The sequence below is a fragment of the Collinsella aerofaciens genome, from assembly GCF_027679495.1.
Lineage (GTDB): Bacteria > Actinomycetota > Coriobacteriia > Coriobacteriales > Coriobacteriaceae > Collinsella > Collinsella aerofaciens_AK.
Window position 1 is genome coordinate 106,574 of sequence record NZ_JAQEKC010000001.1, and the last position, 25,181, is coordinate 131,754.

General features: G+C 60.3%; 23 protein-coding genes. 18 read left to right on the forward strand and 5 right to left on the reverse strand.

Translation table 11 applies throughout. The features are described 5' to 3' along the window. Positions 1–64: 64 nt before the first annotated feature. Positions 65–310 (forward strand): helix-turn-helix domain-containing protein, encoded by a 246-nt coding sequence (locus PGW49_RS00565; protein WP_138374527.1) that lies wholly within the window; start codon positions 65–67, stop codon positions 308–310. Continuing rightward, the gene (locus PGW49_RS00570; RefSeq protein ID WP_138374526.1) at positions 301–1,590 is read left to right on the forward strand and encodes a HipA domain-containing protein; all 1,290 of its coding nucleotides are present in this window, start codon (positions 301–303) and stop codon (positions 1,588–1,590) included. Before PGW49_RS00565 ends, PGW49_RS00570 begins: the two co-directional genes overlap by 10 nt. 90 nt (positions 1,591–1,680) lie before the next feature. Here PGW49_RS00570 and PGW49_RS00575 read toward each other — a convergent pair whose 3' ends face one another. Further along, on the reverse strand, positions 1,681–2,118 hold the full coding sequence (locus PGW49_RS00575) for a universal stress protein (protein ID WP_006235921.1): 438 nt from the start codon (positions 2,116–2,118) through the stop codon (positions 1,681–1,683). A gap of 249 nt (positions 2,119–2,367) precedes the next feature. On the opposite strand from PGW49_RS00575, the gene PGW49_RS00580 reads away from it, so the two are divergent. Together PGW49_RS00580 and PGW49_RS00585 are read left to right on the forward strand one after the other, a co-directional pair. Then, a complete protein-coding gene (locus PGW49_RS00580; protein WP_270224971.1) occupies positions 2,368–3,348 on the forward strand; it encodes an undecaprenyl-diphosphate phosphatase in 981 nt (326 codons plus the stop codon). Positions 3,349–3,604: 256 nt separating this feature from the next. Next, on the forward strand, positions 3,605–6,499 hold the full coding sequence (locus tag PGW49_RS00585; RefSeq protein WP_270224973.1) for an ATP-dependent helicase: 2,895 nt from the start codon (positions 3,605–3,607) through the stop codon (positions 6,497–6,499). A 281-nt stretch (positions 6,500–6,780) separates the two neighbouring features. Here PGW49_RS00585 and PGW49_RS00590 read toward each other — a convergent pair whose 3' ends face one another. After that, positions 6,781–7,713 (reverse strand): type I phosphomannose isomerase catalytic subunit, encoded by a 933-nt coding sequence (locus tag PGW49_RS00590; protein WP_270224975.1) that lies wholly within the window; start codon positions 7,711–7,713, stop codon positions 6,781–6,783. A 74-nt stretch (positions 7,714–7,787) separates the two neighbouring features. Next, the gene (locus PGW49_RS00595; protein WP_158554581.1) at positions 7,788–8,507 is read right to left on the reverse strand and encodes a GntR family transcriptional regulator; all 720 of its coding nucleotides are present in this window, start codon (positions 8,505–8,507) and stop codon (positions 7,788–7,790) included. A gap of 304 nt (positions 8,508–8,811) precedes the next feature. On the opposite strand from PGW49_RS00595, the gene PGW49_RS00600 reads away from it, so the two are divergent. The 7 genes from PGW49_RS00600 to nhaA all read left to right on the forward strand — a co-directional run bounded on the left by PGW49_RS00600 (position 8,812) and on the right by nhaA (position 16,373). Then, entirely contained in the window at positions 8,812–10,212 is a 1,401-nt protein-coding gene (locus PGW49_RS00600; protein ID WP_117746098.1) for a glycoside hydrolase family 1 protein, read from the forward strand. A 120-nt stretch (positions 10,213–10,332) separates the two neighbouring features. Further along, a complete protein-coding gene (locus PGW49_RS00605) occupies positions 10,333–11,676 on the forward strand; it encodes a PTS sugar transporter subunit IIC (protein WP_270224979.1) in 1,344 nt (447 codons plus the stop codon). Positions 11,677–11,836: 160 nt separating this feature from the next. After that, the gene (locus tag PGW49_RS00610; RefSeq protein WP_035137700.1) at positions 11,837–12,139 is read left to right on the forward strand and encodes a PTS sugar transporter subunit IIB; all 303 of its coding nucleotides are present in this window, start codon (positions 11,837–11,839) and stop codon (positions 12,137–12,139) included. A 9-nt stretch (positions 12,140–12,148) separates the two neighbouring features. After that, entirely contained in the window at positions 12,149–12,481 is a 333-nt protein-coding gene (locus tag PGW49_RS00615; protein WP_197736861.1) for a PTS lactose/cellobiose transporter subunit IIA, read from the forward strand. A gap of 241 nt (positions 12,482–12,722) precedes the next feature. Beyond that, complete coding sequence (locus tag PGW49_RS00620; RefSeq protein ID WP_270224983.1) at positions 12,723–13,676, forward strand: ROK family protein; 954 nt, start codon at positions 12,723–12,725, stop codon at positions 13,674–13,676. Positions 13,677–13,823: 147 nt separating this feature from the next. Continuing rightward, the gene (locus tag PGW49_RS00625; RefSeq protein WP_270224984.1) at positions 13,824–14,747 is read left to right on the forward strand and encodes a manganese-dependent inorganic pyrophosphatase; all 924 of its coding nucleotides are present in this window, start codon (positions 13,824–13,826) and stop codon (positions 14,745–14,747) included. Positions 14,748–15,014: 267 nt separating this feature from the next. Beyond that, on the forward strand, positions 15,015–16,373 hold the full coding sequence (gene nhaA, locus PGW49_RS00630) for a Na+/H+ antiporter NhaA (RefSeq protein ID WP_270224986.1): 1,359 nt from the start codon (positions 15,015–15,017) through the stop codon (positions 16,371–16,373). A gap of 86 nt (positions 16,374–16,459) precedes the next feature. Here nhaA and PGW49_RS00635 read toward each other — a convergent pair whose 3' ends face one another. Then, positions 16,460–16,714, reverse strand: a complete 255-nt coding sequence (locus PGW49_RS00635; protein ID WP_161144548.1) for a hypothetical protein — start codon at positions 16,712–16,714, stop codon at positions 16,460–16,462. Between the two features lie 149 nt (positions 16,715–16,863). On the opposite strand from PGW49_RS00635, the gene PGW49_RS00640 reads away from it, so the two are divergent. From PGW49_RS00640 to PGW49_RS00670, 7 genes are all read left to right on the forward strand, one after another. Next, complete coding sequence (locus PGW49_RS00640; protein ID WP_270224989.1) at positions 16,864–18,168, forward strand: aspartate aminotransferase type Ic; 1,305 nt, start codon at positions 16,864–16,866, stop codon at positions 18,166–18,168. 51 nt (positions 18,169–18,219) lie between these two features. Beyond that, positions 18,220–18,534, forward strand: coding sequence for an STAS domain-containing protein (locus tag PGW49_RS00645; RefSeq protein WP_006235932.1), 315 nt, complete (start codon positions 18,220–18,222; stop codon positions 18,532–18,534). 153 nt (positions 18,535–18,687) lie between these two features. After that, positions 18,688–19,275 (forward strand): twin-arginine translocase TatA/TatE family subunit, encoded by a 588-nt coding sequence (locus PGW49_RS00650; protein ID WP_270224990.1) that lies wholly within the window; start codon positions 18,688–18,690, stop codon positions 19,273–19,275. Continuing rightward, entirely contained in the window at positions 19,275–20,066 is a 792-nt protein-coding gene (tatC, locus tag PGW49_RS00655; RefSeq protein WP_022093860.1) for a twin-arginine translocase subunit TatC, read from the forward strand. Before PGW49_RS00650 ends, tatC begins: the two co-directional genes overlap by 1 nt. Before the next feature lie 6 nt (positions 20,067–20,072). Next, positions 20,073–20,429 (forward strand): hydrogenase maturation nickel metallochaperone HypA, encoded by a 357-nt coding sequence (gene hypA, locus PGW49_RS00660; RefSeq protein WP_117565013.1) that lies wholly within the window; start codon positions 20,073–20,075, stop codon positions 20,427–20,429. A 55-nt stretch (positions 20,430–20,484) separates the two neighbouring features. After that, positions 20,485–21,168: a hydrogenase nickel incorporation protein HypB gene (gene hypB, locus PGW49_RS00665; RefSeq protein WP_270224992.1), complete on the forward strand. Its 684-nt coding sequence runs from the start codon at positions 20,485–20,487 to the stop codon at positions 21,166–21,168. Positions 21,169–21,222: 54 nt separating this feature from the next. Next, the gene (locus PGW49_RS00670) at positions 21,223–23,817 is read left to right on the forward strand and encodes a DNA topoisomerase I (RefSeq protein ID WP_195624870.1); all 2,595 of its coding nucleotides are present in this window, start codon (positions 21,223–21,225) and stop codon (positions 23,815–23,817) included. Positions 23,818–23,961: 144 nt separating this feature from the next. Here PGW49_RS00670 and PGW49_RS00675 read toward each other — a convergent pair whose 3' ends face one another. Further along, on the reverse strand, positions 23,962–24,945 hold the full coding sequence (locus PGW49_RS00675) for a zinc-ribbon domain-containing protein (protein WP_195624871.1): 984 nt from the start codon (positions 24,943–24,945) through the stop codon (positions 23,962–23,964). Between the last annotated feature and the right edge of the window lie 236 nt (positions 24,946–25,181).

The following is a 25,181-nucleotide window of genomic DNA, read 5'->3' on the forward strand; positions in this document are numbered from 1 at the left end:
AACGGGATAATTCCATCATGATGTGCTATGATTATCCCGTTTGGGATAATCATAGGGGATTAGCATGCAAGACTGGAATGAGCGAACGATTTTTGACCCAGCTGAACTCGGTGCATATTTGCGTGAGCGCCGGAAGAAGCTCGGTTATACCCAACGCGATGTGGCTGATTTCAACCAGTGCAGTTTGCGCTTTGTGAGCGAGCTTGAGCGTGGAAAGGCGGGTGCCAATCTTCGCCAAACCCTTCAAATCGCTAACAGCTTGGGGGTCGATTTGATCCTGAGGGAGAGGGGCGACGGCTCATGGCATTAAAGGTTTATCGTGAGTATCGGGGAACGTTTGAGCTGGTCGGAGAATTTGAGAGGGCCGACCCCGTAAACGAGACGTTTGCATATGATGAGGGATATCTTGAACGCGACGATGCTGCCGCACTCTCAGCTTCTCTTCCCTTGCGACATGAGCCATATGCCAGCAATGAGTTTTCGGCCTTCTTTTCGGGCATGCTTCCCGAGGGCCCGGTTCGGCATGAGCTGTCGATGCGTTTTCAAATCCCCCAGTCAGACTATTTATCGATGCTCGAGCGTTTGGGCGATGAGTGCGTTGGTGCCTTGAGGTTTCTCGGCGATGAGAAATCGAGCTACGATCCGGGCTATCGTCCTCTGCAAGACGAGGATTTTGAGGCACTTTCTAAGGCGGAAGTGTTTGAGATTGCAAATGATATGCAGGATTCGAGGCTGTCGTTGGCGGGCGCTCAGTCTAAAACCGGTTGGTTTTTACCGCGCGGTAAAGATGCAAAAAAGGCCGGGTCGGGGGATTGGATGCTGCCGCTCGGCTCTGCCCCCTCGACTCACATAGTCAAGATTGCTTCAACTAAACATCCGGATTTGCCGTTCAACGAATTAATTTGCATGACGGCAGCGTCTGCTGCTGGGCTTGAAATTGCCCGTTCAGAAGCTTCGGATACGATTCCTGGTGCGTTCTTTTCCGAGCGTTATGACAGAATCTGGAGCAATGAGCCGCCGTCGATGAGCGGATTCGATGTGCCTCTGAGGCTGCATCAGGAGGATTTTTGCCAAGCGGTTGGCTGGCCTTCGTATATGAAATACGAGACACGTCCCGATAGCTGCTATATGGCTCTTTGCGGCCGATTGATAAGAGAGCAATCGTCTAACGTAATTGCTGATACTCAAATGTTCGCTCGTCAGGTAATGGTCGATTATGCGTTGGGGAATTGCGACTCGCATCTCAAGAACCATTCGTTTCTTTATAGTCCGAGTTGGCGGGAAAAGAGGTTGGCCCCTGCATACGATATTGTTTGCACGACGATAATGGGATACGACCATAATCTTGGGATTGATATTGGGGATCACCGGGTGATCGATGGGGTGACTCCTGAAGATTTCGAATTCATGTCTCAAGATTTGCATCTGCCACTCAAGATGATCAAGAACATCGCGGCGGAAGTGGCTGAAGAGGTGTCTGCCCAGCTTGCAGAACTTGCCTCTGCAACCGGAGATTTGGGTCGGGTCGCTCTGAAAATTCAGACGGATTCCGTTGAGAGAATGAGGGTTCTGGAGCAATTCTCAGCCTAAAGCAAAGCGGGGCCACCGTAATGGTGGTCCCGCTCTTGGAAGACTTGGGCACGTGGGCTTGCGCTCCGCGATGCGTTAGGCGTACGTTTGCTACTTCACGACCAAGATGTCGCAGTCCGTATTGCGCAGCAGGAACGTCGAAATCGAACCCAGCAGCGCATACTTGATCGAGGACAGGCCGCGGGCGCCGCAGAGCACCAGGTCGGGCTTAACCACGTCGAGCATCTCGTCCTTGAGCGTCTCGCGAATACGGCCGGCGCGAATCATGACCTCGACCTCGGGAATATCGGGATTGGCCTTGGCCTCTTCGAGCTGCTTGGCGATGGAGTTCTTAAATGCCTCCTCTAGGCCGTTGACCAGATCGACCGGATAGGAACCGGCGCTCTCGAGCGCCGTGGAATCGATAACGTGGCCGATGATTAGCTTGGCGCCGTTGTTCGCGGCGACCTTGATGGCGCGTGCGAGCACAAAATCCTGCTGCTCAGTACCGTCGAGTGAAACAAATACCTTGGTGTAGCCCTCGTTCATGGTTTCCTCCTTGGTCTATCGCACGGGCGCGGGGCTCGTGCATCGGGCGGGCGCGGGCGCGTTGGCCGCCGGACACTTTATCTTGTTGCAGTTATACCCAAGGATTTGGGTTTGACCGCTCGCAATTCTGTGAACGGGCGAGTTTTTTGGTAAGGGTGGGCGCAGCCGCGGCCGAACGGTTGATAATGGGACATCGCCCGCAACCGTCCGCAGAACAACTATCGGCGGGTGTCTAACGAGGGGGTCCCTTTGGATATCATCGAGCTTCTAAAATCTGCCTTCATGGGCCTGGTCGAGGGCATCACCGAATGGCTGCCTGTTTCGTCGACCGGTCACATGATCTTGGTGGACGAGTTCGTCAAGATGAACGTGAGCGAGACGTTCTGGAATATGTTCCTGGTCGTGATTCAGCTTGGCGCCATTTTGGCCGTCTGCGTCCTGTTCTTCTACGATCTCAACCCGTTTTCTCCCAGCAAGGGCAAGGAGGGCCGTCGCGACACCTGGGTGCTGTGGGGCAAGATTGTGCTCGGTTGCATTCCCGCCGCGGCGATCGGTCTGCCGCTTAACGACTGGATGGAGGAGCATTTCTATAATGCTCCCGTCGTGGCGCTGGCGCTCATTGTGTACGGCGTGTTGTTTATCGTGATCGAGAACTGGCGCGCGAGCAAGCGCGAGGAAATGGCCGTTGCCGGTTCGTTTGGCTCGCGTGCTGTGGTGTCGGGTGGACGTCCCGCCGGTGCGCACTTTGCGGCGCCCGCCGCGGCTACCGCTGAGGATGAGGACGATGACGAGAATCTGGACTTTGGCTCCATCGCCACGCTCGAGGACCTGAGCTGGAAGACTGCGCTGGGTATCGGCTGCTTCCAGGTGCTTTCGCTGGTGCCTGGTACGTCTCGCTCCGGTTCTACCATCATCGGCGGCCTGCTTTTGGGCTGTACGCGTTCGGTGGCGTCCAAGTTTACGTTCTTCCTGGCCATCCCTGTCATGTTTGGCGCGAGTGCACTCAAGCTGGTCAAATACTTCATCAAGGGCGGCACGTTCGGCGCCAACGAGGTCGCTATCTTGGGCGTGGGCTGCGTTGTGGCCTTTGTGGTTTCGCTCATCGCCATCAAGTGGCTCATGGGCTTCGTCCGCCGTCACGACTTCAAGTGCTTCGGTGTTTACCGCATCATCCTGGGCGTCGTAGTGCTCGCATACTTCTTCGTTCTGGAGCCTATGCTCGGCCTGTAACTTGGTTGACGCCGCTCGCTACCGTTGCCATGACATCGGTGGCTCCGTGATTGGCGCAATGGGGTCAGGTTGCTTTGCAGCAACATGGTGCAGACTAACCTGACCCCATTGCGCCTAATCCGCTGGGGTGGGCCTGACGGTGGCGCACGGAGTCGTGGTGTGATTTGCGTCGGTGTCCGCGCGGCTCGGTATACTGGTACGGCTCAAACTATGGCGCCGCCCGCAGGCGCGCCGTCCGTCAGATGAGGAGTCGCCCATGACCCAGCCCTTGCCCTGGGAAAAGAACGCCACGGTACCCGTGCCGCCCGCGCCGGAACCCGTGCCGCTCGATGCATACACCGCCCCTGCAGCGCCGGAGCCCGAGCTCGTCCCGCTCGACATCTACGACGCTCCTGCGCCGGCACCCAAACCCGCCAAGCCGCTCGTCGACATCGACAGCCTGAATCCCGCCCAGCGCGAGGCGGTTCTGACCACCGAGGGCCCGTTGCTGGTGCTCGCCGGCGCCGGCTCGGGCAAGACCCGCGTCCTGACCTTCCGCATCGCACATATGCTCGGCGACCTGGGCGTTAAGCCTTGGCAGGTTCTTGCCATTACGTTTACCAACAAGGCCGCGGCCGAGATGCGCGAGCGTTTGGCGGCGCTCATTCCCAGCGGTACCCGCGGCATGTGGGTGTGCACCTTCCATGCCATGTGTGTGCGCATGCTGCGCGAGGACGCCGACCTGCTGGGCTACACCGGTCAGTTCACCATCTACGACGACGATGACTCAAAGCGCATGGTGCGTGACATTATGCAGGCGCTCGGCATTGAGCAAAAGCAGTTCCCCATCAACATGATCCGCAGCAAGATCAGCTCGGCCAAAAACGCCATGATCGGCCCCGAGGACATGCTCAAGTCCGCCGATAGCCCCAACGATAAAAAGGCCGCACAGGTCTACTTGGAGCTGGAGCGCCGCCTGCGCGCTGCCAATGCGATGGACTTTGACGACCTGCTCGTGCGCGCGCTCGAGCTGCTGCGCACCCGCCCCGAGGTGCTCGACAAGTACCAGGAGCGCTTCCGCTACATTAGCGTCGACGAGTATCAGGACACCAACCACGTCCAGTACGAAATCGCTAACCTGCTGGCCGCCAAGTACCAAAACCTCATGGTCGTAGGCGACGATGACCAGTCCATTTATAGCTGGCGCGGCGCCGACATCACCAACATTCTGGACTTTGAGAAGGACTTTAAAAACTGCAAGACGGTCAAGCTCGAACAGAACTACCGCTCTACGGGCCACATCCTGAGCGCCGCCAACGCCGTGGTGCGCCACAACTCTCAGCGCAAGGACAAGCGCCTGTTTACGGCCGAGGGCGATGGCGAGAAGATTCAGGCCTTCCAGGCGAGCGATGAGCGCGACGAGGGCCGCTGGATTGCCGGTGAGATCGAGAAACTGCATGCCAAAGGCATGAGTTACGACGACATCGCCGTGTTCTACCGTACCAACGCCCAGTCGCGTATTCTCGAAGATATGTTCCTGCGCGCGGGCGTGCCCTATAAGATCGTGGGCGGCACGCGATTCTTCGACCGTGCCGAGATTCGTGACGTCATGGCCTACCTTAAGATGATCGTGAACCCGGCCGACGAGATGAGCGTCAAGCGCGTCATCAACACACCTCGCCGCGGCATCGGCTCCACCTCGATCCAAAAAATCGAGCAGCTGGCGCGCGACAACCGTTGCTCGTTCTTCCAGGCTTGCGAGATCGCGTGCGCCGAAACCGGCATGTTTAGCGCCAAGGTGCGCAACGGCCTGTCGAGCTTTGTCTCGCTGGTGCGCGAGGGCCGCCGCATGGACGGCGAGCTCAAGGACGTCGTCGAGATGATCGTCGATAAGACGGGCCTGCTGCAGGCGTTTCGCGCCGAGGGCACCATGGAGTCCGAGAGCCGCGCCGAGAACATCCAGGAATTCCTTGGCGTCGCCGCCGAATTTGAGGAGACGCACGAGGATATCGAGGGTACGCTCGAGAGCTTGGAAGAGCTGCGCGCAGCCGGTGTTGCCGATGTGCCTGCCGAGCCCGAGTCCGTCGTGGTGAGTGCGCCCGCGCCCGAGCCGGGGCCGTCCGCCCCGGCATCCTCGTTTGAGGCACTCGTCGGCGCGCGCGATGCTGCAGGTTCCAATCCGCTCGATAGATTAGCCGCCCCGGCGCTCTCACCGCAGGATGCCCTGGCCGCTGCCATCGCGGGCAACGCGTATGCCGCGCCGACGGAGATGCCGGCGGGTGCCGTGCATGCCGACGAGATTGAGCGCACCTACGGTCCGCTCACCTGTAAGGCGCTGCCGGCACTCATGGAGTGGCTGGCCCTGCGCTCCGACTTGGATTCCCTGGCCGGCGAGACGCATGCCATCACAATGATGACCATCCACTCCGCCAAGGGCCTGGAGTTCCCGGCGGTGTTCGTGGCCGGCATGGAGGAGGGTATCTTCCCGCACGTGCACGACTTTGGCGGCAGCGATGACCCGGGTAAGCTCGAGGAGGAGCGTCGCCTGGCCTACGTCGCCATCACGCGCGCCCGTAAGCGCCTGTTCTTGACCTATGCGGCCACGCGTCGCACCTACGGCTCGACCTCTGCCAACCCGCGCTCGCGCTTCCTCAACGAGATTCCGTTTGAGGATATCGAGTTTAGCGGTATCGGTTCTGCCGGTTTTGAGGGAACGGGCTGGGAGAAGCGCGGCGACCGTCGCGGCACCTTTGGCTCGGGCATGGGCTCGGATATGTATGGCGGCAAGGTGTTTGGTTCGCATACGCGCTCGACCGGCGGTTCCGGTTCGCGCGGCGGCTCGAGCTTTGACGATTTCTTTGGCGGTAGCAGCCGCGGGACCGAGCGCCATCGTGGGGTCTCGCCCGACGCCGGCCGTGTTGCCTCGACCTTTGGTTCGGGTGCGCCGCGAGCCAAAAAGCTGTCGTCCAAGGTGTCTCCGACGGTGGAGCGCAAGGTCGATCGTGCCAGCGCGTCGCAGGACTTTGCCGCAGGCGATACCGTGAGCCACAAGACCTTTGGCACGGGTACCGTGATCTCGGTCGCTGGAGACATGATCGAGGTTCAATTCGAAAAGACCGGCCAGACCAAAAAGCTAATGAAGGGCTTTGCTCCGATCGTCAAGCTGTCGTGATCCTGGCGGACCTGGGCGGGCGTATAGGGCAACATCGCCTGCTCGGGCAGTCCTGCGCAAGACGGAGAGCACATTAAGTGCTCTCCTTTGCGTGCGGAACTCGCGATCGATGTTGCCCTATACGCCCGCCCAGGTCCTTGGGTAACGGTGCTTGCGAACGTCGCTCTGCTCGTTCGCTTTTTGATCTGGAGAGCCGGGTGGGCTGAAATGTAGATACGAGTAGGGGCTCCTCCGTTGATGAACGGGGGAGCCCCTTGTTTCGTTTTGGTTGTTGTTGTGACCTAGAGGTGGCTGATGATCAGTTCCATCTTGCCTTCGAGGTCGATGGAGCTGACGGTGCTGGGGGCCAGCAGGTGGCTTCCCTTGCGGACGGGGTCGCCGCAGATGGTGCCTTCGCCGTCGATGACCGACAGACACATGAAGGGCCAGCGCTGCTCCAAGGTCTTGCTGCCGTCGACGCGCACGCGATCGACGGTGTAGCAGGGGTTGGACTCGAGCTCGGTCACGCCGTCCACCTCGGGCGCGGTCACGGTACCATCGACCGGGGCCTGGACGTCAAAGTCGATGCAGTCGAGGCTCTGCTTAATGTGCAGCGGGCGCAGTTTGCCGTCGGTGCCCGGGCGATCATAGTCGTACAGACGATACGTCACGTCGCTCGACTGCTGCGTTTCCAAAATGAGCGTGCCGGCCTTGATGGCGTGAACGGTACCGGAATCAATCTGGAAAAAGTCGCCCTTGTGGATCGGTAGTACGTTGAGCATGTCGTCCCAGCGGCCGTCCTTGATCATCTGTGCGGCCTCAGTGCGGTCTTTAGCACGCTGGCCGACAATGATCGTGGCACCGGGCTCGCAGTCCAGCACATACCAGCACTCGGTTTTGCCCAAGCTGCCGTTCTCGTGCTTGGCGGCGTACTCGTCGTTGGGGTGAATCTGGATCGAAAGGTCGTCCTTGGCGTCCAGAATCTTGATGAGCAGCGGGAACTCCTTGCCTTCACAGTTGCCAAAGAGCTCGCGGTGCTCGGCCCACAGCCACGACAGCGTGTGGCCGGCGTACGGGCCCTCAGCGATCTGGCAGTCGCCGTTGGGGTGGGCCGAGATGGCCCAGCACTCACCGATGGGACCATCGGGAATGTCGTAACCAAATACGGTTTCGAGCTGGCGGCCGCCCCAGATCTTCTCGTGAAAGATCGGCGTCAGCTTAATCAAATCGGACATGTTTATACCCCCATTGTGTTGTGCGGGCGCTGCACAAAACAGCTCAAAGCGAGCGCCCGGATGACTACAAAAACCTATGCCAACGTTACGTTGTGCAACTCAAAGCGGTCGCCAACGTTGCGCGAGACCGAATACTCAAAGGCGGCGCCGCTGTCCAAAAAGCCAATCTGGGTGAGCTCGAGCAGGGGAGAGCCAGGTTTGGTGTCCAGGCGATTGGCTTCTTCCTCGGTTGCTGCCACGGCGCGAATGGTACGGTGGAAGCTCGAAATTTTCAGCCCGCATTGCTCGCGGATGAAATGGTAGACCGATCCGTACAGGTCCTTCTTTTTAAGGCCTGGAATCAGCTCGAGGGGCATGTAGGTGTACTCGATAACGATGGGCTTCCCATCGGCCTGACGCACGCGCACGACGTGATAGGCAAAGTCATCCTCGGCAATTCCCAGCTGGGCTGCGATGTCCGCTGGTGGATTAACAATCGAGAAATCGTAGACCACCGAGGTCACCTTTTCCCCGCGGTGCTCATACGAAAAGCCCTGGGCACGGTCGTTTTTGCCCTGGAAAAACGCCTGGCCGGGAAGTCCCGCCGTGTCCTTAACGTAGGTACCCGATCCGCGCCGGCTGGTAATAAGACCTTCCTCGGTGATTTGCTCGATAGCTCGTTTGACGGTGATTTTGGAAACGCTATAGAGCTCACAGAACTCAACGACGGTGGGAAGCTTGTCGCCCGGTTTAAGAGCGCCATCCTCGATACTTCGACGAATATCTGCAGCTATCGCCTCGTATTTGGGAATCATGGAACCTCCTTTCCGACATATATGAATACAAAAAGTAAGTATAACCCTCAACAGGGCATCCATATTACTTTTATCTAAGAAGTTCGAGAAAGAAAAAAGAAAAAGACGCTTTACTTTTAAAATTAGAGCGCTATAGTTTAAGCAACGAACGGAATCCTTCCGCACAACAGGATCGACCGTTTGGGGACGGTTTTGTTTTGGCGGGTTGGATATCGGTATGGCCGGTGCGCGCCCGCGCCGGATAACCTGCCAAAGCAAACCCGTCTCCAACCGGAAGCTCTAGAACACGAAAGCGAGGACTTTGATGGCACAGTATCAGCTGCCCAACGACTTCTTCTTTGGCGCTGCTATGTCCGGCCCGCAGACTGAGGGTCAGTGGAACCAGGGCGGCAAGCTCGAGAACCTGTGGGACACCTGGTCCATCCAGGATCTGGGTTCGTTCTACAACCGCGTTGGCTCTTACGCCGGCAATGACTTTATGGCCAAGTACCAGGAAGACCTTCGCATTTTGAAGGACTTGGGTCTGGATACCTATCGCACTTCCATCCAGTGGAGCCGTCTGCTCGATGCCGACGGCAACCTCAACGAGGAAGGTGCCGCGTGGTATCACGAGTTGTTCCGCGCCTCTCGCGAAGCCGGCTTGGAGCCGTTTGTCAACTTGTACCACTTTGACATGCCCACCTACCTCTTTAACCGTGGCGGCTGGGAGAGCCGTGAGGTTGTCGAGGCTTACGCACATTACGCCGACGTCGCCTTCCACGAGTTTGGCCAGGAGATTAAGTACTGGTTCACCTTTAACGAGCCCATCGTCGAGCCCGAGCAGCGCTATCAGGAGGGCGTGTGGTTCCCGCAGCTCCACGACTTCAACCGCGCCCGCACCGTGCAGTATCACATCTCGCTGGCGCACGCGCTGGCCGTGGCCAACTATCGTCGCGCCTATGACGAGGGCGCTATTCGCGCCGATGCCAAGATCGGCATGATCAACTGCTTTACCCCGGTCTACACCAAGGAGAACCCCAGCGAGGCGGACCTCGAGGCCGTGCGCATGACCAGCGGCATCAACAACCGCTGGTGGCTCGACCTCATCACCAAGGGCGAGCTTCCTGCCGACGTGCTCGACAGCCTGGCCGAGGGCGGCGTTAAGCTCCCGTTCCGCGCCGGCGACCAAGAGATCCTCAAGCAGGGTGTTGTCGACTGGCTCGGCTGCAACTACTACCACCCCACGCGTGTTCAGGCGCCGGCGAGCAAGGTCGACCAGTACGGCCTGCCGCACTTTGCCGACGAGTACGTATGGCCCGACGCCGTTATGAACGAGAGCCGCGGCTGGGAGATCTACCCGCAGGGCCTCTACGACTTTGGCATGGACTGCGCTAAGAACTACCCCGATCTTGAGTGGTTCGTTTCCGAGAACGGCATCGGCATCATGGACGAATACAAGAACCGTGACGCCGAAGGAACCATCCAGGATGACTACCGCGTCGACTTTGTACGTCAGCACCTGGAGTGGGTGGCCAAGGCCATCGACGAGGGCGCCAAGTGCCGGGGCTATCACTACTGGGCCGTCATCGATAACTGGTCTTGGGCCAATGCCTTTAAGAATCGTTACGGCTTTGTCGAGGTCGATCTCATGGACGGCTACAAGCGCCGCCTTAAGAAGTCGGCGGCCTGGCTCAAACAGGTCGCCACGACCCACGTGGTTGATTAGCGACCGGGCGAACGCCCAGACCGCGCGCCGCCGCGCGCAACACATGGCACATCTGGTGGCAGAGGGCGACAGACCACCGTGCGCATAGGAAAAGGCCGGATTTGAAAGTTAGGAGCAATCATGGCCAGTGACAACGGAAAGAGCTTCCTCGACAAGTTTGCCGAGGTCTCTGCGAAGGTGGGAAACCAGGTTCACCTGCGTTCCCTGCGTGACGCCTTCGCGACCATCACGCCGCTCTATATCCTTGCGGGTATCGCGGTTCTTATTAACAACGTCGTGTTCCCTCTGTTCCCGCTCGATGCGGCGGGCCTTGCCAACCTTCAGACGTGGGGCTCGGCAATTACGCTGGGCACCCTCAACGTCTCTGCCATTATCTTGGCCGGATTGATTGGCTACAGCCTCGCCAAGAACAAGCGTTTCGATAACCCGCTCGCTTGCGTGGTCGTCGCCATCTCTGCCTTCGTCATCATGATGCCGCAGCAGATCACCGCCTCGCTTGCCGCCACGAGCCCACTGCTCACCGACAAGATCACCTCCACCGAGGTCACGGGCGCCCTTTCGACTGCCAACACCGGCACCAACGGTCTGTTCTCGGCTATTATCATCGCCCTGCTTTCCGTCTCGCTCTTCATCAAGATTTCTGGCGTCGAGAAGCTCAAGGTTAAGCTGGGCGAGGGCGTGCCTCCCGCGGTCTCCAACTCCTTCAACGTCATGATTCCGATGCTGCTTAACCTCGCGGTCTTCGCTCTTGCCGCAGCCCTGCTCGCCGTGTGCGCCGGCACCGATCTGTGCACCATCATCTCCACGTGCATCTCCAACCCGCTCAAGAGCATCATGAACGCCGGTCCGTGGGCTGTTATCCTCATCTACACCCTTGCTAACCTGCTGTTCTGCGTCGGTATTCACCAGTCCACCATCTCTGGCGCTACCGTCGAGCCGATCCTGACCATGCTCATCGTCGACAACATGGCTACCTTTGCCGCCGGTGGCACCATCCAGCCCGATCACTACATGAACATGCAGATCGTTAACAGCTTCGCCCTCATCGGCGGCTCGGGCTGCACCCTCATGCTCCTGCTCGACACGCTCCTGTTCTCCAAGAACAAGGCTTCCGAGACCGTTTCCAAGATGGCTATCCTGCCTGGTCTGTTCAACATCAACGAGCCGGTTATCTACGGTTACCCCATCGTGTACAACCTGCCGCTCATGATCCCGTTCGTTCTTCTTCCCGATCTGTTCATCGGCATCACCTATGGCCTTACCTGCGCAGGCATCATCAGCCCCTGCATCGCCCAGGTGCCCTGGACCATGCCTCCCGTCATCAATGCCCTGCTCGCTACGGGCTTTGACTGGCGCGCCGGCGTGTGGCAGGCTATCGAGATTGTCATTGGCATGGCCGTCTACCTGCCCTTTATGAAGATTTCCGAGAAGGCAATCGCCAAGCAGGAGGCTTTCGCCGAGTAGAACGCCTAACGTTCGTCCCTTTCACCTTTGCGGGCGCCGGTACGCGGTGCCGGTGCCCGCAGCTCTCTCCCTTGTGTAAAGATGCAGGGGGTGGGCACAATAGCCGCAAGGAATAAAACCAGTTGTCGTCTGCGCGCCGCGCAGTTATAAGGAGGAAACCATGAAGAAGATCATGCTCTGCTGCAATGCCGGTATGTCCACGAGCCTGCTGGTCCAGAAGATGCAGGCCGAGGTTGCAAACCGTGGTCTGGATATTGAGGTCGAGGCTCGTCCCATGAACGAGGCCCACGATCACCTGGACGAGTGCGACATGTTGCTGCTTGGTCCGCAGATCGGCTACACCAAGGGCGATTTTGAGAAGGAGGCCGCCGGCCGCTTCCCGGTCGAGGTTATCAACATGGTCGACTACGGCCGCATGAACGCTGCCGGCATCATCGACCACTGCGTCAGCGTGATGGGCTAGGTGCTCTGCATGGAGGATATGAACGAACTGCAGATGACCTGCTTTGAGATCATCAGCTACGTCGGTACCGCCAAGAGCATGTACATCAATGCCGTGCAAAAGGCCAAGGAGGGCGATTTTGACGCCGCCGAGGAGCTTATCAAGCAGGGCGACGAGGCCTATAACGGTGGCCACGATGTTCACATGGGGCTTCTGAAGAAGGAGGCCAACGGCGAGCGTAACGGCGAGGCCCCGTTGATTTTGCTGCATGCCGAGGACCAGATGGCCGGCACCGAGACCATGCGCGTCATGGCGACGGAGCTCATCGAGGTTCACAAGCAGCTGCAGGCACTTCAGGCCTAGTCGGCGTTATCGCCGCGACGGACCGTGCGGTCCAACAGACAACATAGTCCCTTTGACGGGCGCCGGGAGCCTCCGCCTCCCGGCGCCTTTATTTTTGGGGATGGTCTTGCGCGGCCTGTTGGGCAGCCAATTGCGTTACCCCAGATAAAACCTGCCAAAACAAACCTGTCCCTTTTTGGTAGGTTTTTGCCTTGAGAGCGGTACCATACAGGCAATGTTTAAACGAGAAAGGTGGGCTCCCATGGAACCTAAGCAGTACTACATCGGCATCGACGTCGGCGGCACTTCGGTTAAGGAGGGCCTGTTCGACGAGGACGGCAACCTGCTTGCCAAGGCCAGCGTGCCCACGCCTCCTATCGTTGACGCTGCGGGCTTTGCCGCGGTGACCGAGGCTATCGACCAGGTGGTCGCCAAGGCACAGATTCCGCGTGCCTTTGTGGCGGGCATTGGCCTGGCCGTTCCGTGTCCCATCCCGGCGTCGGGCGATGCCAAGGTCAAGGCCAACATTTCCATTAATCTGCCCGAGCTGAGGGTCGCCATTCAGAAGCACTGCCCCGATGCGGTCGTTAAGTATGAGAACGATGCCAACGCCGCTGCCATGGGCGAGGCCTGGCTCGGTTCTGCCAAGGGCGTGCAGAACGTGGTGATGGTCACCATCGGTACCGGCGTGGGCGGCGGCGTTATCGTTAACGGCGACGTGGTATCGGGCGTTGTGGGCGCCGGCGGCGAGATTGGCCACATGTGCCTGAACCCGGCCGAGGAGCGCACCTGCGGCTGTGGCGGCCATGGCCATCTGGAGCAGTATTCCAGCGCCACCGGCGTGGTGAGCAACTACCTTGCCGAGTGCAAGAAGGCGGGCGTCGAGCCCATTGAGCTCACCGGCCCCTCCGATTCCAAGGACGTGTTCCAGGCCTGCCGCGAGGGCGACAAGCTTGCGCTGGCCGCAGCCGACACCATGGCCGACTACCTTGGCCGCGCCCTGGCGCTTATCGCCAACGTGGTCGACCCCGAGATGTTCCTGATCGGTGGCGGCGCGTCTGCCTCGGCCGATGTTTATCTCGACAAGGTTCGCGAGCACTTTAAGCAGTGCGCGCTCTCTGCCTCGCGCGAGACGCCCATTAAGGTCGCTTCGCTCGGAAACGACGCCGGCATCATCGGTGCCGCCTACGTAGCCCTGCGCGCCGCCGGTAAATAGTCGGTGCAGGAGGGCGGTGGTACAAGGGGGCAGACTTCGCCCCCAGGCTCGCCCCAAATTGCGCCGCGGCCCTTGCGTCTCATAAGGTTCGGCGCCAGCGTGCTACCATAGCTACGTCCAAGTACACATATCAAGTGGAGGATATCCATGGCAAACGTTCTTGTCTTTGGTCACCAGAACCCCGATAACGACGCCATCATGAGCGCCGTCGTCCTGTCCCAGCTGCTCAACCAGGTTGAGTATGCCGGCAACACCTACGAGGCCTGCGCCCTGGGTCAGCTTCCGGCAGAGTCCGCCAAGCTGCTCGCCGACGCCGGCATCGCCGAGCCCCGCGTGATCGAGTCCGTCGAGGCCGGTCAGCTCGTCGTCCTCACCGACCACAACGAGTCTGCCCAGTCCGTCGCCGGCCTTAAGGACGCCACGGTCTTTGGCGTTGTCGATCATCACCGCATCGGCGACTTCGAGACCGCCGGCCCGCTGCACTACATCTGCCTGCCCTGGGGTTCCAGCTGCACCATCGTCACCAAGCTCGCCGGCGTGCTCGGCGTCGAGCTTTCCGACGTCCAGGCCAAGCTGCTGCTCTCGGCCATGATGACCGATACGCTCATGCTCAAGAGCCCCACCACCACCGATGTCGACCGCGCCGTCGCCGCCAAGCTCGGCGAGCAGGTGGGCGTCGACCCGGTCAAGTTTGGCATGGAGGTCTTCCTCACCCGTCCGTCCGGCTCCTTCACCGCAGCCGAGATGGTCGGCAACGACATCAAGATGTTCGAGCCCGCCGGCAAGAAGCTGCTCATCGGCCAGTACGAGACCGTCGACAAGACCCGCGCGCTCGGCATGATCGACGAGATCCGCGAGGCCATGCGCGCCTACGCCGCCGAGAAGGATGCTGACGGCATCGTCCTGTGCATCACCGACATCATGGAGGAGGGCTCGCAGGTCCTGCTCGAGGGCGAGACCGAGGCTGCTCAGAAGGGCTTGGGCATTGCCGACGAGCACGACGGCGTCTGGATGCCGGGCGTCCTCTCCCGTAAGAAGCAGGTCGCTGCCCCCATCATGGCCGCCTGCTAGGTTTAGTTGACCAAACGCCACGACCGGATCGCGGACGCCCCGCGCTCCGGTCGTTTTTTGTGCACGGCGCCGCGTCGTCTCTTGGACAGGCGTACCCGCGCCGTTAAGCAAATAATGTTCAACCTGTGGTTCCGCTTTTCGGCCGTGCTTGTGCGCTTGTCGTGCAGGGTAGGCTAGATGCAAGCGTAATACGTTAGAGCGCGGCGCCGCCACTTGGGCGGGCCGTGCTTTTTTAAGACGGGAGCTTTCCCGTGAAAGGAGCCGCCCATGGCAGCAACTGAGCAGCTGTTCAACGTTCGTGAGCGCAAGCGTTTTGAGCGCCACGACATTTGGGAGCGCATCACCGAGAACGGCACGATTTCCGCCGCTGTCATGGTCTTCGCCGCCATCGCCGCCGTCATTTGCGCCAATACCGATGCCTACGAGGCCATCCATCACTTTTTGGAGACCCCGCTGTATGTGGGTCTGGGCAACCTTACGGCCGGTCTCACCGTTGAGCTTTTCGTCAACGACTTCCTCATGGCGATTTTCTTTTTGTTGGTGGGCATTGAGCTTAAGTACGAGATGACGGTCGGCGAGCTCAAGAATCCGCGTCAGGCCATGCTTCCCATGCTGGCGGCCGTGGGCGGCGTCGTCGTTCCCGCCTGTATCTACCTGATCTTCAACCATGCCGGCGCCCGCAACGGTTGGGCCATCCCCATGGCAACCGATATTGCCTTTGCGCTGGGCGTGCTATCGCTTTTGGGCAATCGCGTTCCCAACGGCGTGCGCGTGTTCTTCTCGACGCTCGCCATCGCCGACGACCTCATCTCCATCGCCGCCATCGCCATCTTCTACGGTCAGAGCCCCAATCCGTTTTGGTTGGGCGCCGCCGCGCTTGTGACCTGCGCGCTCGTGTGGCTCAACAAGACGCAGCATTACCGCCTTGCCCCGTATTCGGTACTGGGTCTGCTGTTGTGGTTCTGTATGTTCAAGAGCGGCGTGCACGCCACGCTTGCTGGCGTTATCTTGGCCTTTACCATCCCGGCTAAGTGCGGCGTCAAGCTCGATAGCCTCACCGATTGGTTGGGCGAGTGCCTGCCGCTGCTCGATGACCGCTACGACGACGAGGCACACATCCTGGGCCAGCATGACTTTACCGTCTCGACCACCAAGGTCGAGCGCGTCATGCACCGCGTAACCCCGCCGCTCATCCGCATGGAGCGTCTGATCTCCACGCCGGTCAACTTTGTGATTCTGCCGATCTTTGCGTTCGTGAACGCACAGGTTCGCCTGGTGGGCGTGGACATGAGCACACTGCTCACCGACCCGGTGACGCTCGGCGTGTACTTTGGCATGCTGCTGGGCAAGCCGATTGGTATTTTTGGCATGACATTTACCCTGGTCAAGCTCAAGGCTTGCCAGTTGCCGCGCAACGTCAACTGGCACATGATTGCCGGTGTGGGCATTCTGGGCGGCATCGGCTTTACGATGTCGATCCTCATCAGCGGCCTCGCTTTCCCGACGGCCCAGTTCGAGGTCCTGGCTGCCAAGGCCGCTATTCTCGCCGGCTCTGTCACCGCGGCCGTACTTGGCATGATCTACATGAGCGTGGTCTGCAAACACCCCGCGCCCAAGGACGAGTAAGAGCACATACAAGTTTGAAAACGCCGCCTGTGAACACCATCACAAGCGGCGTTTTAGTCATTGGGGACGTTCTTAAATGACTAGGCTTATTCCACGGTGCCGTAGACGGCGCCCCAGCCGTGGGCGGCCAAGGCGGAGTTGAGCTGGTCGCAAAGCGATTGGCGGTCGTAGTAGCCGGGCGGCAAAAGGTTCACGATTTCCATAAGGTCGGGTGTCAGGTCCAAGATCTCGGCCTGCACGATGAGATCCAGGCGGTCGATGGCGTGGCGGTCGTAAAACAGTCCGTCGACCAGGCGCTGAAGGTCGCCGAATTCCTCGGCCTGGAACGATCCGTACTCCATAGTGCCTCCTTGGGCGCTTCATGCCGGCATGCGCGGCGATTCGTAATTCATTGCGATGGACTTAATCTATCACGGCTTCATAACGTTGCGACGGTGGCGGTCTATACTTAGAAGAATTGCAACGTACCGCTTCGTGAAAGGTCGCACCCATGCAGACGATCTACCAGAAGATGGAAACCACCGAACTCGATGCCGCCATCGAGGCACTCAAAGCCGAGGTTGCCGAGGTCAAGGCCAAGGGCCTGACGCTCGACATGGCCCGCGGCAAGCCGTCGCCCTCCCAGGTGGACATCTCTCGACCCATGCTCGATATCCTCAATACCGATGCCGATCTGCACGACGGCAACGTCGACTGCTCCAACTACGGCTGTTTTGAGGGCATTCCCTCGGCGCGCAAGCTGGCAGGGGAGTTCTTGGGCTGCCCCGCCGAGCAGACGCTCGTACTGGGTTCGTCGAGCCTTTTGATCGAGCATGACATCGCCGGCATGTTCTGGCGCTGCGGCTCGTGCGGCAGCGAGCCCTGGGAGGCTTACGAGGCCGCGCATGACGGCAAGAAGGTCAAGTTCCTGTGCCCCGTTCCCGGCTACGACCGCCATTTTGGCATCACCGCCGACCTGGGTATCGAGAATGTCCCCGTCGCGATGACCGACAACGGCCCCGACATGGACGAGATCGAGCGCCTCGTTGCCGCCGACGATTCCATCAAGGGTATCTGGTGCGTGCCCAAGTATTCCAACCCCACGGGCATCACCTTTAGCGAGGACACCGTGCGCCGCCTGGTCGAGATGCCCACGGCTGCACCCGATTTCCGCATCTTCTGGGACAACGCCTACTGCGTGCACGACCTGTACGACGAGGCCGACGAGCTCGCCAACATCTTTGACCTCGCCCGCGCGGCGGGCACCGAGGACCGCGTGGTGGCCTTTGCCTCGACGTCCAAGATCACCTTCCCGGGCGCCGGCATCGGCTTTATCGGTGCGAGCCCCGCGGTTATCGCGGAGTTCTCCAAGCGCCTGAAGGCCGGCCTTATCAGCGCCGACAAGCTCAACCAGCTGCGCCACGTACGCTTCCTTCCCACCATCGAGGCGGTCAAGGAGCACATGAAAAAGCATGCCGAGTTCCTGCGTCCGCGCTTTGAGGCCGTCGAGCGCAAGCTCACCGAGGGCTTGGGCGACACAGACTGTGCCACCTGGACGCACCCCCGCGGCGGCTACTTTGTAAGCTTCGATGGTCCCGAGGGCTCGGCCCAGAAGGTCGCCGCGCTTTGCGCCGACCTGGGCGTCAAGCTCACGCCGGCCGGTGCTACCTGGCCCTATGGCAAGGACCCGCGCGACACCAACATCCGCATCGCGCCGAGCTATCCCACGGTCGAGGACCTGGAGGCCGCGCTCGATGTGCTGGTGCTGGCTGTGAAGCTCGTCGCTGCCGAGCTTGCGCGTGCCGAGCGCGCCTAACGCGCGGCTTCCCGTACTATCCGCACTTTCGATACGTAAAGGAGCGTATACATGGATTTGGGTATTTCCACCAACCCCACGCCAGAGCTCTACACCATTAAGGTAACCGGCGAGATTGATATCTCCAATGCCGATAGTCTGCGCAACGCCATCGACTTGGCGCTCGAGCAGCCCACCGAGGCCGTTGAGCTCGACTTTGCTCAGGTGAGCTACATCGATTCGACGGGCATTGGCGTGCTCGTGGGCGCCGCGCACCACGCGGTCGACCACGGCAAGCGCTTTAGCTGCACCAATGTGCAGCCCCAGGTGATGCGCGTGGTTCAGCTGTTGGGTGTCGACCAGGAGATTTCGATCACCGCTGCATAATCTTTGTCCCCAAAAGGGCGTGCCGTTTGGCATATGTTTGTGATGCGCTCGGACGTTTTGGCGTCCGGGCGCTATACTTGACCGAATGAATAGACGAGTTCCGGCCGAATGGCGCGGTGCGGGCTCGACTCACATCGAGCCTTGGAGGTATGTGTGTTTGGTATTGGAGAGGGTGAGCTCGCGATCATCGTGGTCTTCGGCTTTTTGCTGTTTGGCCCGGATAAGCTCCCGCAGATGGGCCGCACAATCGGCCGTGCCATCCGTCAGTTCCGCGAGACGCAGGAAAAGATGACGGCCGTTGTTCAGTCCGAGATTATCGATCCGGTAAGCGAGGCCGCGTCGGCCCCGGTCAAGCCCAAGAAGGCTGCCGTCGATGACGATTCCGATGCGGACGAGGGTGCCGTCGAGACGGCTGCGCCCGCAAAGAAGGAGACTTTTGCCGAGCGCCGTGCCCGCCTTGCCGCCGAGAAGGCTGCGAGCGAGGGTGCCACCGAGGGCGAAGGCGCTGCTGATGAGGCCGAGAGCGCCGAGTCCGCCAAGGCCGAGCCTGCCGCTGCCGTCGCCGAGCCCGAGCCTGCTGCAGAGCCGGAGCCCGAGCCCGAGCCGGCAGAGCCCACGACGGCTGACCTCTACGCCCGCCGTCCCCGTAAGCGCAAGGCTGTCGTCGACCAGCTCGCTCGCGAGCTCGAGGCCGAGGACGACGCCGCTGCCGCCGACGCCCCGAAGGGAGGCGATGAGTAATGCCTATCGGACCTGCGCGTATGCCGCTCTTCGATCACCTGGGAGAGCTCCGTCGTCGTCTGACCATCGTAGTCGTGTCGGTGTTTGCCGCCGCTATCGTGCTGTATTTCGCCACACCCGTGGTGCTCGACATCCTGGAAGACCCCATCCGCTCCTTTGTACCGGACGGTAAGTTCTACATCACCACTACGCTCGGCGGCTTTGGCCTGCGCTTTTCGCTGGCCATCAAGATGGCCGTTGTCATGTGCACGCCCATGATCATCTGGCAGATTCTGGCATTTTTCCTGCCGGCGCTTCGCCCCAACGAGCGCAAGTGGGTCGTGCCCACGGTGCTCGCCTCGACGGTGCTGTTCTTCCTGGGCGCCATTTTCTGCTACTTCATCATCATTCCTGCGGGCTTTGAGTGGCTCATCGGCGAAACCTCGGCCGTCGCTACGGCGCTGCCCGATCTGGAGAACTACGTCAACATGGAGCTGCTCTTTATGATCGGCTTTGGCGTGGCGTTTGAGCTGCCGCTCATCATCTTCTACCTGTCCGTCTTCCACATCGTGTCCTACGCTGCTTTCCGCGGTGCCTGGCGTTACGTATACGTTGGCCTGCTTGTGGGCTCGGCTGTGATTACGCCTGACGGCTCGCCCGTTACGCTCGGCCTCATGTATGGCGCCCTGCTCTCGCTTTACGAGATTTCGCTTGCCATCGCCCGTGTGGTCATTACCGCGCGCGAGGGCAAGGAGGGCTTGTTCGTGAGTCGTCTGGACCTGTTCTCGGACGACGAGGACGACGAGGAGTAAATCGGTATGCACGAGGTTGGCATTGTCAACGGCATACTCGATACAGTGATTCGCGCGGCGCGTGGGGCGGGGGCCTCGCGCGCCGTTTTGGTAACGCTGCGTATCGGGGATATGACCGAGGTCGTGCGCGAGGCACTCGACTTTGCATGGGAGACATTTCGCGACGAGGACCCGCTCACGCGCGGCTGCGAGCTTGCCGTAGAGGAAGTCCATCCACAAAGCGAGTGTCTGGACTGCGGCGAGGTCTTTGAGCACGACCGCTTCCATTGCCGTTGTCCCCAGTGCGGTGGCGCCAATGTGCGCCTACTGCACGGCCGCGAGCTCGACATCGCCAGTATAGAAATCGAAACCCCCGACGATTAGCCCGCCAGCCACCTGGGGACGGGGTATAAATGTTGGAAATTAAGGAGTGCCGAATATGGCCGAGAAAACGATTGATATCGCGTCGCCGATTCTGTCGCGCAATGAGCGCCTGGCAGATCAGCTGCGACAGCGATTTAAAGAGACAAACACCTATGTGATCAATGTGTTGTCGAGCCCCGGCTCGGGCAAGACTACCACGATCCTGGGCACCAACGAGCGTCTACGTGACAAGGCCGGCCTGCGCTGTGCCGTCATCGAGGGCGATATCGCCTCGGATGTCGACGCCATCACCATGAAGGAAGCCGGCATGCCCGCCATCCAGATCAACACGGGCGGCCTGTGCCATCTCGAGGGCAATATGATCATGGAGGCAGTTGACGCCTTCGACCAGGCTGTGGGTCTTCAAAACATCGACGTCATCTTTATCGAAAACGTGGGTAACCTGGTCTGCCCAGTCGACTTTGACCTGGGCGAGAATCTGTCCATCATGATTCTCTCGGTGCCCGAGGGCGACGACAAGCCCGTCAAGTACCCGGGCATCTTCCAACACGCCGGCGCACAGCTGCTCAACAAGGTCGACGTGGCCCCGGCTTTCGATTTTGACATGGATAGGTATACTAAGACACTCGATGACCTCAATCCGCAGGCGCCGCGGTTTGCCGTGAGCGCGCGCAAGGGCGAGGGCATGGATGCCTGGTGCGATTGGCTCATCGGGCAGATTGAGCAAGCAAGGGCGTAAGTCGGCCGCCATACGGGCGGGCGTAGCCGCAGAGATACGAGATAGGAGCCTCTTTTGAAGCTCATCATCGCCGAGAAAAACGACGCCGCGCGTCAGATTGCCGAGCGTCTGTCCACGGGCAAGCCCAAAAAGGACAAGGTGTACAACACCGCCATCTACCGTTTTGAGTGGAAGGGCGAGGAGTGTGTGACGATCGGTCTCGCCGGTCACATCCTTGCGCCCGATTTTTGCGACAGCGTGCTGTTCGATAAAAAGCTGGGTTGGTATTCGGTGACCGAGGACGGCGAGATGCTGCCGGCCGACATGCCCGATGGCCTGGCTCGTCCGCCCTACGACACCAAGCGTAAGCCGTTTCTTGCCGACGGTATCTCCATCAAGGGCTGGAAGCTCGAGAGCCTGCCCTACCTCACCTGGGCGCCCGTCATTAAGCTACCGGCCGAGAAGGAGCTCATTCGCTCGCTCAAGAACCTGGCTAAGAAGTCCGACAGTGTCATCATCGCCACGGACTTCGATCGCGAGGGCGAGCTGATCGGTTCGGACGCCCTCAACAAGGTGCGCGAGGTTGCGCCGGACTTGCCGGTCGCCCGCGCCCAGTACTCTTCGTTTACCAAGGCCGAGATCACGCAGGCCTTCGATAATCTCGTCTCGCTCGACCAGAATCTGGCCGACGCCGGCGAGAGCCGCCAGCACATCGACCTCATTTGGGGTGCGGTGCTCACGCGTTACCTGACGCTCGCCAAGTTTGGCGGCTTTGGTAACGTGCGCTCTGCCGGCCGCGTGCAGACGCCGACGCTTGCCCTGGTGGTCGAGCGCGAGCGCGAGCGCATGGCGTTTGTGCCCGAGGACTATTGGCAGATTCGCGGCATGGGTGCTGCGCAGGGCGCTGCCGAGGATGACCGCTTTAAGATTGCGCACAAGACGGCACGCTTTACCGACAAGGATGCTGCTGAGACGGCGTACGGCCATGTTGACGGCGTCGCGACGGCAACCGTCGCCGCGGTGACCAAGCGCTCGCGCAAGCAGCAGCCGCCCACGCCGTTTGCGACCACCTCGCTGCAGGCTGCCGCCGCAGCCGAGGGCATCTCGCCTGCGCGTACCATGCGCATCGCCGAGTCTCTCTACATGGCGGGCCTCATCAGCTACCCGCGTGTCGACAACACCGTGTATCCCGCGACGCTCGATTTGGGCGCCGTGGTGAGTGACCTGGCAAAGATCAACCCGGCGCTGGCGCCCGTGTGCAAAAAGGTACTCGCTGGTCCCATGAAGCCCACGCGCGGTAAAGTCGAGACCACCGACCACCCGCCTATCTACCCCACGGGCGAGGGCGATCCGTCCACGCTCGACGGCGGTCAGCGCAAGCTCTACGACCTCATCGCCCGCCGCTTCCTGGCGACGCTTATGGGTCCCGCGACCATCGAGAACACCAAGCTCGAGCTCGACGTGAACGGTGAGCCGTTCGTGGCTTCGGGCGATGTGCTCGTGACTCCGGGCTTCCGCGAGGCGTATCCGTATGGACTTAAGCGCGATGAGCAGATGCCGCCGCTGGAGCAGGGCGATACGGTCGACGTGTTCGACATTAAACTCGAGGCCAAGCAGACCGAGCCGCCCGCGCGCTACAGCCAGGGCAAGCTCGTGCAGGAGATGGAAAAGCGCGGCCTGGGTACCAAGTCCACGCGTGCGAGCATCATCGAGCGCCTGTATGCCGTGCGCTATCTCAAAAATGATCCCGTTGAGCCGAGCCAGCTGGGCATCGCCATCATCGACGCGCTGACGCAATTTGCCCCGCGCATCACGAGCCCCGATATGACCAGCGAGCTCGACGGCGACATGACCCGCGTCGAGCGCGGCGAGGACACCGAAGAGCATGTCGTGACGCACTCGCGCGCGCTGCTGGCCGGTGTGCTCGACGAGCTGCTCAAACATACGCAGGAGCTCGGCGACGCCATCAGCGACGCCGTCACGGCCGATGCGCGCGTGGGTGCCTGCCCCAAGTGCGGCAAGGATCTGGTTATGAAGACGAGCGCCAAGACCCGCGGTAGCTTTATCGGCTGCATGGGCTGGCCCGACTGCGACGTGACCTATCCGGTGCCGAGCGGCGTCAAGGTAAGCCCGCTCGAGGGCGAGGCGGCCGTGTGCCCCGAGTGCGGCGCGCCGCGCATTAAGTGCCAGCCGTTCCGCCAGAAGGCCTTCGAGATTTGCGTGAACCCCACGTGCCCCACCAACTACGAGCCTGACCTTAAGGTGGGCGAGTGCAAGGTGTGCGCCGAGGCCGGACGCCATGGCGACCTGATCGCGCACAAGAGCGAGAAGAGCGGCAAGCGCTTTATCCGCTGCACCAACTACGATGACTGCGGCGTGAGCTATCCTCTGCCGGCGCGCGGTAAGCTCGAGGCGACGGGTGAGACTTGCCCCGAATGCGGCGCCCCCATCGTGGTGGTCAACACGGCGCGCGGCCCGTGGCGCATCTGCGTGAACATGGACTGCCCGACCAAGGAGAAGAAGCCCGCCCGCGGTCGCAAGACCACGACCAAGGCGAGCACGGCCAAGAAGACGACGGCGGCCAAGAAGACGACGGCGGCAAAGAAGACTGCTGCCAAGAAGACGACCGCGAAGAAGTCGACTGCCAAGAAAGCAGCCGCCGACAAGTAGCGGCGCAGTCGAAACATTGCCCAAAACAAAAACGAGCGAGGACCTCAAAATCCTCGCTCGTTTTTTATCCGGCAGTTAGGGACGTTTCTTTTCTGCCGGCAGTTTAGGAACGTCCCTAACTGCCGGCTCGGGAACGACAAAGCGCTAGTTCACTTCGACGGGTTTGGCGCCGGGATAGCGCTCCTCAAAGTCTAGGCGGTACTTATTGTCATTGGTGCCCGCCACGTTGTCGCGCGACAGCGGCGCCACGATCTCATTCTTGTGGTCCGCAGGCTTGGCGTATTTCAGGCTGATCTCCCAGGCATCACAGATTGCGTCAATGCGGTGATTCAGGTCGTCGTACAGGGCAACGATGTCTTTCCAGGAGCTGTAGTTCTTGGAGCTCGTCGGGACGTCTAGGTCCTCGACGATGTCGTAATACTGCTCGATGGTGTCCTCCGTGCGCTCGGCGACGTCGGCGAGATTTTGACGGGTGGTTCGATCCTCTTCCAGATAGCTGCCGTTGAAGTTCTGTGCGCAGCCACGGACGTAGTTGTCGAGGTCTTCGAGCAAGTCGTAGTATTCGCTCAGTCGGCGGTAGAGGTTCTGCTCGGAGAGCGTTGCTTCGCCGCCATCCTCGTCGTCATCGTCATCATCGTCGTACAGGCTGTTGGGATCGCCGAGAGGCTTTAGGTCATCGTCATCGACGTCATGGTGCAGCTTAGCTACCTCGGCAGTCGTCTGCGTGGCGGCGTTGTCGAAAGGCTTGATCACAAAGAAAACGACCAGGGCGATGATGATCGCCACCAGCACAACGATAACGGCGATAAGCGGCCCGGTGCCGCTCTTTTTGGGAGCGGGGGTCTGTGGCGAAGCGGGCGCGTATGCGGGAGCCGGCTGCTGTTGGGGCGAGCCGCTCGCGACGGGTATGCGCTGCGTGGTCTCGACGGCCGCGGGGCCTGCGGCGGGGTCGGGGCGATAGGCGAGGGGGTCGTCCGCCTTGGCTTGCGGCGTATCGAGGGAACCGGTCTGCTCGAAAGCGGGCTGGCTATCGCTCGCGGCTGTTTGCTCAACGGGTGCACCGCACGAGGTGCAGAACTTGGCATTATCTGCAAGAAGCTTGCCGCACGAGGCGCAATACCGAGACATTGCCACTCCTTTCGCCACATTTCAATGCAATACGACGATTATACCCAGCGTCCAAAATTCTCCATCATAAGTTGCGGTGAAATAGGGACTGTTTGGCGGTCTCAGAGCTTCAATCAGTCCCTATTTCACCGCAACTTCGGGGATGCCTCGATGGCTAGGTTGGATTTGGGACGCGCCGAGCACTGGGGTATCATGGCTTGGTTGATATATCTGCATTTACGCGCCTTGTAGGAAGG

What these genes read in the sequence shown, in the direction of transcription:
- PGW49_RS00565 (WP_138374527.1), top strand. Translation starts at nt 65, where the DNA reads ATGCAAGACTGGAATGAGCGAACGATTTTTGACCCAGCTGAACTCGGT.
- PGW49_RS00570 (WP_138374526.1), top strand. Translation starts at nt 301, where the DNA reads ATGGCATTAAAGGTTTATCGTGAGTATCGGGGAACGTTTGAGCTGGTC.
- PGW49_RS00575 (WP_006235921.1), bottom strand. Translation starts at nt 2,118, where the DNA reads ATGAACGAGGGCTACACCAAGGTATTTGTTTCACTCGACGGTACTGAG.
- PGW49_RS00585 (WP_270224973.1), top strand. Translation starts at nt 3,605, where the DNA reads ATGACCCAGCCCTTGCCCTGGGAAAAGAACGCCACGGTACCCGTGCCG.
- PGW49_RS00590 (WP_270224975.1), bottom strand. Translation starts at nt 7,713, where the DNA reads ATGTCCGATTTGATTAAGCTGACGCCGATCTTTCACGAGAAGATCTGG.
- PGW49_RS00595 (WP_158554581.1), bottom strand. Translation starts at nt 8,507, where the DNA reads ATGATTCCCAAATACGAGGCGATAGCTGCAGATATTCGTCGAAGTATC.
- PGW49_RS00600 (WP_117746098.1), top strand. Translation starts at nt 8,812, where the DNA reads ATGGCACAGTATCAGCTGCCCAACGACTTCTTCTTTGGCGCTGCTATG.
- PGW49_RS00605 (WP_270224979.1), top strand. Translation starts at nt 10,333, where the DNA reads ATGGCCAGTGACAACGGAAAGAGCTTCCTCGACAAGTTTGCCGAGGTC.
- PGW49_RS00610 (WP_035137700.1), top strand. Translation starts at nt 11,837, where the DNA reads ATGAAGAAGATCATGCTCTGCTGCAATGCCGGTATGTCCACGAGCCTG.
- PGW49_RS00615 (WP_197736861.1), top strand. Translation starts at nt 12,149, where the DNA reads ATGGAGGATATGAACGAACTGCAGATGACCTGCTTTGAGATCATCAGC.
- PGW49_RS00620 (WP_270224983.1), top strand. Translation starts at nt 12,723, where the DNA reads ATGGAACCTAAGCAGTACTACATCGGCATCGACGTCGGCGGCACTTCG.
- PGW49_RS00625 (WP_270224984.1), top strand. Translation starts at nt 13,824, where the DNA reads ATGGCAAACGTTCTTGTCTTTGGTCACCAGAACCCCGATAACGACGCC.
- nhaA (WP_270224986.1), top strand. Translation starts at nt 15,015, where the DNA reads ATGGCAGCAACTGAGCAGCTGTTCAACGTTCGTGAGCGCAAGCGTTTT.
- PGW49_RS00635 (WP_161144548.1), bottom strand. Translation starts at nt 16,714, where the DNA reads ATGGAGTACGGATCGTTCCAGGCCGAGGAATTCGGCGACCTTCAGCGC.
- PGW49_RS00640 (WP_270224989.1), top strand. Translation starts at nt 16,864, where the DNA reads ATGCAGACGATCTACCAGAAGATGGAAACCACCGAACTCGATGCCGCC.
- PGW49_RS00645 (WP_006235932.1), top strand. Translation starts at nt 18,220, where the DNA reads ATGGATTTGGGTATTTCCACCAACCCCACGCCAGAGCTCTACACCATT.
- tatC (WP_022093860.1), top strand. Translation starts at nt 19,275, where the DNA reads ATGCCTATCGGACCTGCGCGTATGCCGCTCTTCGATCACCTGGGAGAG.
- hypA (WP_117565013.1), top strand. Translation starts at nt 20,073, where the DNA reads ATGCACGAGGTTGGCATTGTCAACGGCATACTCGATACAGTGATTCGC.
- hypB (WP_270224992.1), top strand. Translation starts at nt 20,485, where the DNA reads ATGGCCGAGAAAACGATTGATATCGCGTCGCCGATTCTGTCGCGCAAT.
- PGW49_RS00675 (WP_195624871.1), bottom strand. Translation starts at nt 24,945, where the DNA reads ATGTCTCGGTATTGCGCCTCGTGCGGCAAGCTTCTTGCAGATAATGCC.